The following is a 9,567-nucleotide window of genomic DNA, read 5'->3' as shown; positions in this document are numbered from 1 at the left end:
ATTTCGACCAGGAAAGCGGACTGCACTACAACCGCCATCGCTACTACAATCCAGATATTGGTCGTTACCTCACGCCGGATCCGGTGAAGTTGGCGGGTGGGGTCAATGGGTACCGGTATGTACCCAATCCGACGGGATGGGTGGATCCACTAGGTCTAAATGCATGCCCCGGTGAAGATGGCTGTAAGCCCGAGATTGAAGCGCGTGAATCAGCCCAGGCAGTTCGAGTTAATGAGGGTCAACCAGAGCTACCAAAAGCAGGAGGAGCACAGCGAGCAGCCCGGTACTCGGCCAATTGGCAGACCGCTGACCTGAACGAAAATATCGTTAAATTTGCTGGACCTGACCCGATAGTAATAACTACAGATAAAGGAAAGAAAATATACAAAAACCCTCAGAGCGGGATTGAAATAGTGGAGGACCTTAATGGTAATTACTTTAGAATTCACGACCCGTCCTTGCCGGGATCCAGGCGTTATCTTAGTTTAGCCGGAGCAATCCCCAACAACAAAACCTCCTCTTCTGGCAAACAGATGGGAAGAACACAAAGCGAATACAATGAAGTCACACATTTTAAAAAAGGAAATTCTCGATGAAATTGATTTGTACGCCCTTGACTGGCGAAGCCATGTTTTTGCTAGACCTAAATGCGTGCCCAAACGACCAGATGGAGCGTGTGCTCCTCACAAGCATAGAGCACCAACAACTCTTGAAATCGGGAATATACGAGGAGATCAATGATTCTTTAAAAAAGATCATCGATGACTATGAGGACGAACACATTAACACTTCCGAAGAGCTCACTGAAATGCTAAGAATTTTAAAAAAAAAATCCTTGCCTGAAAACCCCGAACTATTAGAAAAAATAATCCATTTAACCCAGTTAGCTATCGATAGAAAAACCGGTGTTTTTTTCTACTTCTAGGCACTAGACGTGAAATTAAAGAAAGCACGAGTTATAGAAACCAGTATCCATATAGAAGAGGACGTAATACTGCTCATCGAGGGAGTCATCATTAATTGCTTCGTCAGCTATTCCCCACATGAGATAGAAGTCGGAAAGACGTATGACGTCGAGCTGACAATGAATCTATCTGACGATTACGAGATTGAAAGGGTTGAACCGAGAACACCACTGATTGAAAAGACAAATCCCGGATATGCTTACCTACTTTATGGAAACCTACGCGACACACAATTTCACAGCTTCGTCTCATTAAACGATGAGGACATTCACTACGACCATCCTGAATGTAACGAGCGCTTCATAAAACTAAAAGTCGACAGAATCGACGTCAGCTTCCGTTGAATATCAAACGCCCCCCTGAGAACGCACTCTGTGGCCCAGTAGCGCCTCGACGATGAGCCGAATACAAAGCACAATCAGCTCACAAAATGAGCCGAATACTCTCTCTATTCGGCTCACACGCCCCCAGGCGTCCCCTTATGAATCAACAACACGCCACCTGGCCGACCTACTGGAAAAAACTATCTGACACGCCTCCCCGAAGGCGGCCGCAGCACGCGTTATCAGATCAATCCCGCCCAGCAGTAACAGCCCCACTCATTTGCCCCAATCCCCCATGTCTGCTAGTGTCGCGCCGGTTTACCGTCTACCGGAATTGCCGCCATGGCCCGCAAAAAAGTTGCACTCGATTTCGAACAATCCCTCGCCGACCTGCAAACCCTGGTCGAGCGTCTGGAGAACGGCGAGTTGTCGCTGGAAGACTCGTTGACGGCATTTGAGCAAGGCATTGGCCTGACCCGCGACTGTCAGAGCGCGTTGGCGCAGGCGGAGCAGAAGGTCCAGGTGCTGCTGGAGCGCGACGGGGAGTTGGCGCAAGAGCCTTTCGATGCGGAACAGCCGGAATGATCAGCGCGTATCAGGCCAGTAGCCAAGCCCGGGTGAATGCAACGCTGGAGCCCTTGTTTGTTGCGCCAAGCCCGGAATTGACGCGCCTCTATGAAGCCATGCGCTACAGCGTGATGAATGGCGGCAAGCGGGTGCGCCCGTTGCTGGCCTATGCGGCCTGCGAAGCCCTGGGCGCGCCGGCGGCCGAGGCCAATGGCGCAGCGTGTGCGGTGGAGTTGATCCACGCTTACTCCCTGGTACACGACGACCTGCCGGCGATGGATGACGACGATCTGCGTCGCGGCCAGCCCACGACCCACAAAGCCTTCGATGAGGCTTACGCGATCCTGGCCGGGGATGGCTTGCAGAGCCTGGCGTTCAGCGCGTTGCTGGACCCGGCGCTAAGCAGCGTCAACGCCGAGATCCGCCTGCGCATGGTTACTGCTCTGGCCCACGCTGCTGGCCCGGCCGGAATGGTCGGCGGCCAAGCCATCGACATGGGTTCGGTCAGCCTCAAGCTGGATCAAGAAGCCCTTGAATACATGCATCGCCACAAGACCGGCGCGTTGATCGAAGCCGCCGTGCACCTGGGCGCCCTGGCCAGCGGCCGCGCCGACGCCGAGCAACTGGCGGCCCTGCAGACTTATTCCCGCGCGATCGGCCTGGCCTTCCAGGTGCAGGACGATATTCTCGACGTGGAAAGCGATACCGCCACCCTCGGCAAACGCCAAGGCGCCGATATTGCACGGGACAAGCCGACGTATCCGGCTCTGCTGGGGCTGGAAGCCGCCAAGGCATACGCCATTGAGCTGCGTGACCAGGCCCTGGATGCCCTGCGACCTTTCGACGCGGCGGCCGAGCCGCTGCGTGACCTGGCGCGGTATATCGTCGAGCGCCGCCACTGACAACCCCGGCCATTTGCGCCGCATATCGGCCAAGTTCGGCGCCCTGCGTGGGCAGTTTGCACCGCTTGAGGTAAACTGCCGCCTCTTCTATACCTATAACGATTCGCCTGATGCCCACGACGTTTCAAGAGATTCCCCGCAAACGCCCGTCCACGCCCCTGCTCGACCGCGCTGCCACGCCGGACGGCCTGCGTCGACTGGGTGAAGCCGAGCTGGAAACCCTGGCCGATGAGTTGCGCCTGGAATTGCTCTACACGGTCGGCCAGACCGGTGGGCATTTCGGCGCCGGGCTGGGCGTGATCGAGCTGACCATCGCCCTGCATTACGTGTTCGACACCCCGGACGACCGGCTGGTGTGGGACGTGGGCCATCAGGCATATCCGCATAAAATCCTCACCGGCCGTCGCGAGCGCATGGGCAGCCTGCGTCAGAAGGACGGCCTGGCCGCCTTCCCGCGCCGTTCCGAGAGCGAGTACGACACCTTTGGCGTCGGCCACTCCAGCACGTCCATCAGTGCAGCGTTGGGCATGGCGATTGCCGCCCGTCTGCAAAACAGCGATCGCAAGGCGATTGCCGTGATCGGGGATGGCGCGCTGACTGCCGGCATGGCCTTCGAAGCGCTCAACCATGCGCCGGAAGTGGATGCCAACATGTTGGTGATCCTCAACGACAACGACATGTCGATCTCGCGCAATGTCGGTGGCCTGTCCAATTACCTGGCGAAAATCCTCTCCAGCCGCACCTACGCCAGCATGCGCGAAGGCAGCAAGAAAGTGCTGTCACGTCTGCCTGGAGCGTGGGAAATCGCCCGTCGCACCGAAGAATACGCCAAGGGCATGCTGGTGCCCGGCACCCTGTTCGAAGAGCTGGGCTGGAACTACATCGGCCCTATCGATGGCCACGACCTGCCGACCCTGATCGCCACCTTGCGCAACATGCGCGACCTCAAGGGCCCGCAGTTCCTGCATATCGTCACCAAGAAGGGCAAAGGCTTCGCCCCGGCTGAAGTCGACCCGATTGGTTACCACGCAATCACCAAGCTCGAACCCCTCGATGCCCCCGCCGCTGCGCCGAAAAAGGCCAGCGGGCCGAAGTATTCCGGTGTGTTTGGCGAATGGCTGTGCGACATGGCCGCCGCCGACCCGCGCCTGGTGGGTGTTACCCCGGCGATGAAGGAAGGCTCCGATCTGGTGGCGTTCAGCGAGCGTTTCCCGTTGCGTTACTTCGACGTGGCGATTGCCGAGCAGCACGCTGTCACCTTCGCCGCCGGCATGGCCTGCGAAGGCGCCAAGCCGGTGGTGGCGATCTACTCCACCTTCCTGCAACGCGGTTATGACCAGTTGGTTCACGATGTGGCGGTGCAGAACCTCGACGTGCTGTTCGCCATCGACCGCGCCGGCCTGGTGGGCGAAGACGGCCCGACCCATGCTGGCAGCTTCGACCTGTCCTACCTGCGCTGCATCCCCGGCATACTGGTGATGACGCCCAGCGACGAAAACGAACTGCGCAAGATGCTCAGCACCGGCCACCTGTACAACGGCCCGGCCGCTGTGCGGTATCCCCGGGGCAATGGCCCGAATGCCGTGATCGAGAAAGACCTGGAGCCGATTGAAATCGGCAAAGGCGTCGTGCGTCGCCAAGGCAGCAAAACTGCATTCCTGGTGTTTGGCGTACAACTGGCCGAAGCCTTGAAAGTCGCTGAGAGGATCGACGCCACCGTGGTCGACATGCGGTTCGTCAAGCCACTGGATGAAGCCTTGGTGCGCGAGATCGCCGGTAGCCATGAGCTGCTGGTAACCGTGGAAGAGAACGCCATCATGGGCGGCGCCGGTGCGGCAGTCAGCGAGTTCCTGGCGCGGGAGAACATCCTCAAGTCGGTGCTGCACCTGGGCTTGCCGGATGTATACGTCGAACACGCCAAGCCGGCGCAGATGCTGGCTGAATGCGGGCTGGATGAGGCGGGTATCGAGGCGTCCGTTCGCGAGCGCCTGGCGCTACTGAACCTGTAATCAGCCCCAACTGTGGGAGCTGGCTTGCCTGCGATGACGGCGGCACATTCGCTAACAATGTGTCAGATACACCGCTATCGCAGGCAATCCACACAGTGGTTTTGCATGACCTTCCAATGCTATGGACAGCCCATGAAACGCCTGTGCCTTGCCCTGCTGCTTCTGCCCTGCGCTGACCTGCTCGCCGACACCCGCGACCAGGCCTTGAAGCTCTCCGATGTGGTCATCAGCGCCAACCGCCAAGTGCAGGCGCGTAATGACAGCAGCGCCGCCAACACCGTCTTCACCCGCGCCGACATCGACCGCCTGCAACCCAGCAGCGTCACCGACCTGCTCAGCCGCGTGCCGGGCGTGCAAGTTGCGCCGACCGGTGGGCGTGGCAGTCTGCCGGGGATCTTCATTCGCGGCACCAAGTCGGCGCAGAGCCTGGTGCTAGTGGACGGCCAACGCATCGCCAACACCACCTCCGGCGACAGCGGCTTGCAATACCTCAACGTCGATCAGATTGAACGGGTGGAAGTGCTGCGCGGTTCACGTTCGGTGATTTACGGCAGTGATGCGATTGGCGGGGTGATTCAGGTGTTTACCCGGCGCAATGCCGAGCAAGGCTTACAGCCGCGCTTGAAGCTCGGGTTTGGCAGTAACCAGACCTGGGAGCGCAGCCTGGGCCTGTCGGGCGGCGATGAACATACGCGCTTCAACCTGGGCGCAAGCCTGGATGAAACCGCAGGTATCAACGCGAGCCACGCGTCGTTCCCCAGTGACGGCGACCATGATGCCTACCGAAACCAGTCCATCAGCCTGAACCTCCGCCATTCGTTCAGCGATGAGCTGGAGGTAGGTTTCAATCTGCTGGATAACCGTGGCAAGTCGGAGTACGACAACAGTTATGGCCGCTACAACGGCGCCACCGGGCAGAGCGTCGGCCAGAAACCCTACACCGATTACACCGTCAGCAGCGCCAGCGGTTATGTCGATGCCAAGCTCAATGAGACCTGGCAGTCGCGCCTGGAGTTGGGCCACAGCGAAAACCGTGACACCAAGCGCGATACGCTCAGTGATGATTTCAGCGTGTTCAATACCTACCGCGACTCGGTCAACTGGCAGAACGACCTGACGCTGAATGAGCAGAACAACCTGATCGTCGGTGGCGACTGGTATGAAGACCGCTTCCACGGCTCCACCACCTTTACCGAAAACAGCCGCTGGAACCGCGCCGCCTTTGTGCAGCACCGCTTCCACAGCGAGTGGTTTTCCACCGAGCTTGGGCTGCGTCGCGACCAGAACCAGCAGTTCGGCGGTCAAAATAGCTGGAGCGGCACCCTGACCGTACCGGTCAACCCTGACAACGACCTACTCTTGAGCTACAGCGAAGGCTTCCGCGCGCCGACCTTCAACGACCTCTATTACCCCGACACGCAGTACAGCAACCCCAATCTGCAGCCCGAGACATCAAAGAGCTACGAGCTGCAATGGCGCAGCCAACTGACCGACAGCACACGGGTGGAAGCCTCGCTGTATCGTACCGACCTGAGCGACGCGATCATCCTTGACGCCGGCAAGCCGCAAAACGTGGCATCGGCGCGGATCAACGGCTTTGAAGCGGCGCTCAAGCAAGAAGTGTTTGGCTGGCAGGGCAACCTGGGCCTGTCGCTTATCGACCCGCGTGACCGTGACAGCGGCCACACCCTGGCACGTCGCGCTCGGCGTACATTGAACCTGGATCTGGATCGGCAGTTCGACAAGCTGGGCGTTGGCGCGAGCTGGCAGGCGATCAGCAGCAGCTACGATGATGAAGCCAACCGCAACCGTTTGGGCGGGTATGCCTTGTTGGGGCTACGCAGCAGTTGGGCGTTGAACCGAGAGGTGTCGTTGTCGCTGAAGGTGGATAACGTGCTGGACAGGTCTTATGCCCGGGCGAAGTACAGCTACCTCGGCGAGGCTCAGAATTATCGTGAAGAAGGTCGGGTGTGGATGGTTGGGCTGACATGGACGCCTGAGTTCTGAGGGACCTGCACCGACGTCATCACAGGCAAGCCAGCTCCCACAATTGAAATGCATTCCCCTGTGGGAGCTGGCTTGCCTGCGATAGCGGTTTCACAGGTTAGGCGATAAAACCTGACACAACCGCCCCACCGCCTCCAACATCTGCCCGCTGGGCCGCTCCAGGCCCTTGTCCGGCACTAATCGCACCCGCGAAGACATCATCGGCCATGCCTTCCACCCTTGTCTCTGAGCTTGATCACCCACCAGGATCACCTCGGGATCACGCGCCAGCACCGACTCGATATTGACCTGCGGCGCCGGCAACTTCAGATCATCAAACACATTACGCGCCCCGCACACACTGAGCGCATCGCTGATGATCTGCCCACCACCCACGGTGTACAGCGGTTGGTTCCACACTTGGTAAAACACCCGCAACGGCTCGGCCCGCTGATAGCGCTGGCGCAACTCGGCCAAGCGCTGGCGTAGTTGTGCAGCGAGCTGGCGCCCTGCCTCAGCTCGGCCCAATTGCTCGGCAATGGCCTGGACCTGAGTAGTCAGTTGCGCAAGGCTATGGGGCTCGGCGATATACACCGGGATATTCAACCGCTGAAGCTGCTCACGCTGGGCCGGGCCGACGCTGCCGGGCCACAGCAGGATCAGGTCGGGCTTCAGGCTGAGCAGACGCTCCATATCCAGTTGGCCGTAATGCCCGACCGACGCAACCGTTGCCAGTGCTGTTGGCCGCTCACCACCATCAAGCACACCCACCAACAGGTCGGCTGCGCCCAGCTCAACGACGATTTCAGACAGCGACGGCGCCAGGCTGACCACTCGTTCGGCTGCCATCGCCTGAACACTCAATACGAGCAGCAGTGCCAGCCAGTAGCGGCTCATCCCAGTTGACGCGGAATGCGGTAGAGGTAAAACAGCACCATGGTCGACATTGCCAGCAGGAACAGTGGCACCGCTTCCAGCCCCACGAACACCGCCAGCGCACCGATCCAGGCCGGTAGCGCGGCTACCAGCAAAGCCGTGCGCCGACGCGCCGCCAGGGTGATCCAGGCAGCAGGTTCTTCAGGGGTATCGAGGGCTTTGGAAGTAGCGATCAGCGCATGTTTATAGCCGTGAAAATAACGCAGGCTGAGAAACATCGAGGCCACGCCGGCAATGAAGAACGGCATGGCCAGCACGGGCAGCAGGGGTTCAGCACGGCCAAACAGCAGATTGATCACAAACAGGGGCAGCAATGCCAAAGCCAGGTACTGCCACCAGTTGAAGGATAACCGCCGTTTCACCTGGCCGCGAGTCACGCGCGGTCGACCTCGCCCTGGTGCTCGTTGCCCATCATATGGTCGAGCTTGCTGGCTTTGGTCGCCAGGTAGAGCTTGTTGTGCGGATTGTGCCCGGTGTGCAGCGGCACGCGCTCGGCCACGGTGATGCCCATCTCGGTCAAGGCTTTGACCTTGCGCGGGTTGTTGGTCATCAGGCGCAGGGATTTGACCCCCAGGTGCTCAAGCATCGGCAGGCAGATGGCGTAGTCGCGCTGGTCGGCGGCAAAGCCCAGGCGCTCGTTGGCTTCCACAGTGTCGGCGCCGCCATCTTGCAGCTCGTAGGCGCGGATCTTGTTCAACAAGCCAATGCCACGGCCTTCCTGACGCAAGTACAGCAGCACGCCACGGCCTTCACGGGCGATGGCTTGCAAAGCGGCTTCCAGTTGCGAGCCGCAGTCACAGCGCTGGCTGAACAGCGCATCGCCGGTCAGGCACTCGGAATGCACGCGCCCCAGCACCGGCGCGCCATCCGTGATGTCGCCGAGGCTGAGCACAACGTGCTCGCGCCCGGTGGCTTCTTCGAGAAAGCCGTTCATGGTGAACGTGGCAAAAGGGGTAGGCAGCTTGGAAGCGGCGACGAAAACGACGGGCACCGTGTGCTCCTGATTTCAGATTTCACAGAGGCGGCCATTGTAACAGCAGGTTCCTACAGACGCTTAAGCTGAATTATCGCTGATAAAGATCAATAGGTTCGATTGGCCTTCGCGTCAGTTCTATGGGCCCGGAAACGGATACGGCTGTTTCCAGCGCGCAAAAGTCGCTTTGAGCTCGCCGGTCTTGACCAGGGCGGCCAAACGCTGGTCATACACCGCCATCAACGCCCTGCCGCGCTCGGTATCGGCAAAGGCTATGTAGAGCGGCAACTCGGCGATATGCGTAAGTTTGAACAGCGCCGGGTCTTGCGCCTGGCTGAGTACATACTTGGCTTCAGTGAGGGCATCGATATAGAAATCGGCGCGACCGTATTGCAGCATTGGCAGGATACCGTCGCGCCGTTCGATCTGGTTGAAGCGGCGCACATTGGGCAGGTATTGCTCGTACTTGTAGCCACGCACCCAGGCCAGGCGGTAGTCGCCCAGCGTCGCCTGTGTCGGCGTAGGCGCAGTGGCGAGCCCAAGGGCGTATACGTGGTCGGCGTCGAAGTTCCAGCGGGGGTACAACACCCCGCTGACTTCATTGCGATAGGTGCCGACGCATCCATCCACCTCGCCACGCTGGGCCAGGCCGACCGAGCGGGTGTAGGGCTCGCTGCGGGTCTGCAGGGTGATGCCTATTGGCTCGAAGATCTGGCGCACCACGTCCCAGGCCAGGCCGCTGCCATCTTTATTGGTGTAGTCGTTCCACTCTTCGCCGGCCAGCATGACCTTGCCGGGCACCGACGCCTCATCCGCCTGAAGTACAGAGGTAAAGGCACACAGAGCGATCAGCAGCCAGCAGCGCACGACCATAGTGACGGCTTCCTACGTGGTAATCATCAGATA

Annotated in this window: 10 protein-coding genes; 6 read left to right on the top strand and 4 right to left on the bottom strand. The window is 59.5% G+C overall.

Annotated features, from left to right (window positions below):
- From E4P00_RS05745 to E4P00_RS05720, 6 genes are all read left to right on the top strand, one after another.
- A partial coding sequence (locus E4P00_RS05745; RefSeq protein ID WP_248130890.1) for an RHS repeat-associated core domain-containing protein occupies window positions 1–596 on the top strand: 596 nt, incomplete at its 5' end.
- Entirely contained in the window at window positions 593–925 is a 333-nt protein-coding gene (locus E4P00_RS05740) for a hypothetical protein (protein ID WP_078822433.1), read from the top strand. The genes E4P00_RS05745 and E4P00_RS05740, both read left to right, overlap by 4 nt.
- Before the next feature lie 705 nt (window positions 926–1,630).
- Window positions 1,631–1,873, top strand: coding sequence for an exodeoxyribonuclease VII small subunit (locus E4P00_RS05735; protein ID WP_005791829.1), 243 nt, complete (start codon window positions 1,631–1,633; stop codon window positions 1,871–1,873).
- Window positions 1,870–2,757 (top strand): (2E,6E)-farnesyl diphosphate synthase, encoded by an 888-nt coding sequence (gene ispA, locus E4P00_RS05730; RefSeq protein ID WP_078822435.1) that lies wholly within the window; start codon window positions 1,870–1,872, stop codon window positions 2,755–2,757. Before E4P00_RS05735 ends, ispA begins: the two co-directional genes overlap by 4 nt.
- 110 nt (window positions 2,758–2,867) lie before the next feature.
- Window positions 2,868–4,766 (top strand): 1-deoxy-D-xylulose-5-phosphate synthase, encoded by a 1,899-nt coding sequence (dxs, locus tag E4P00_RS05725; protein WP_248130888.1) that lies wholly within the window; start codon window positions 2,868–2,870, stop codon window positions 4,764–4,766.
- Window positions 4,767–4,898: 132 nt separating this feature from the next.
- Window positions 4,899–6,773, top strand: coding sequence for a TonB-dependent receptor (locus tag E4P00_RS05720; RefSeq protein ID WP_078822437.1), 1,875 nt, complete (start codon window positions 4,899–4,901; stop codon window positions 6,771–6,773).
- A 90-nt stretch (window positions 6,774–6,863) separates the two neighbouring features.
- Here the strand turns inward: E4P00_RS05720 and E4P00_RS05715 are convergent, their stop codons facing one another.
- The 4 genes from E4P00_RS05715 to E4P00_RS05700 all read right to left on the bottom strand — a co-directional run bounded on the left by E4P00_RS05715 (window position 6,864) and on the right by E4P00_RS05700 (window position 9,534).
- The gene (locus E4P00_RS05715; RefSeq protein ID WP_078822438.1) at window positions 6,864–7,649 is read right to left on the bottom strand and encodes a cobalamin-binding protein; all 786 of its coding nucleotides are present in this window, start codon (window positions 7,647–7,649) and stop codon (window positions 6,864–6,866) included.
- Window positions 7,646–8,065, bottom strand: coding sequence for a nuclear FMR1 interacting 1 family protein (locus tag E4P00_RS05710; protein WP_032879254.1), 420 nt, complete (start codon window positions 8,063–8,065; stop codon window positions 7,646–7,648). The genes E4P00_RS05715 and E4P00_RS05710 overlap by 4 nt, the downstream gene beginning before the upstream one ends.
- Window positions 8,062–8,679 (bottom strand): GTP cyclohydrolase II, encoded by a 618-nt coding sequence (ribA, locus tag E4P00_RS05705; protein ID WP_005791841.1) that lies wholly within the window; start codon window positions 8,677–8,679, stop codon window positions 8,062–8,064. Before ribA ends, E4P00_RS05710 begins: the two co-directional genes overlap by 4 nt.
- Window positions 8,680–8,799: 120 nt before the next feature.
- A complete protein-coding gene (locus E4P00_RS05700; protein ID WP_078822441.1) occupies window positions 8,800–9,534 on the bottom strand; it encodes a transporter substrate-binding domain-containing protein in 735 nt (244 codons plus the stop codon).
- Between the last annotated feature and the right edge of the window lie 33 nt (window positions 9,535–9,567).

Source organism: Pseudomonas sp. B329, assembly GCF_023127835.1.
Lineage (GTDB): Bacteria > Pseudomonadota > Gammaproteobacteria > Pseudomonadales > Pseudomonadaceae > Aquipseudomonas > Aquipseudomonas synxantha_A.
Note: the sequence above shows the minus strand (reverse complement) of the source record. Positions and strands in the feature narration are given on the sequence as shown.

Bases quoted from the DNA above. Each gene is read 5' to 3' on its own strand.
- E4P00_RS05740 (WP_078822433.1), top strand. From the start codon at position 593: ATGAAATTGATTTGTACGCCCTTGACTGGCGAAGCCATGTTTTTGCTA.
- E4P00_RS05735 (WP_005791829.1), top strand. From the start codon at position 1,631: ATGGCCCGCAAAAAAGTTGCACTCGATTTCGAACAATCCCTCGCCGAC.
- ispA (WP_078822435.1), top strand. From the start codon at position 1,870: ATGATCAGCGCGTATCAGGCCAGTAGCCAAGCCCGGGTGAATGCAACG.
- dxs (WP_248130888.1), top strand. From the start codon at position 2,868: ATGCCCACGACGTTTCAAGAGATTCCCCGCAAACGCCCGTCCACGCCC.
- E4P00_RS05720 (WP_078822437.1), top strand. From the start codon at position 4,899: ATGAAACGCCTGTGCCTTGCCCTGCTGCTTCTGCCCTGCGCTGACCTG.
- E4P00_RS05715 (WP_078822438.1), bottom strand. From the start codon at position 7,649: ATGAGCCGCTACTGGCTGGCACTGCTGCTCGTATTGAGTGTTCAGGCG.
- E4P00_RS05700 (WP_078822441.1), bottom strand. From the start codon at position 9,534: ATGGTCGTGCGCTGCTGGCTGCTGATCGCTCTGTGTGCCTTTACCTCT.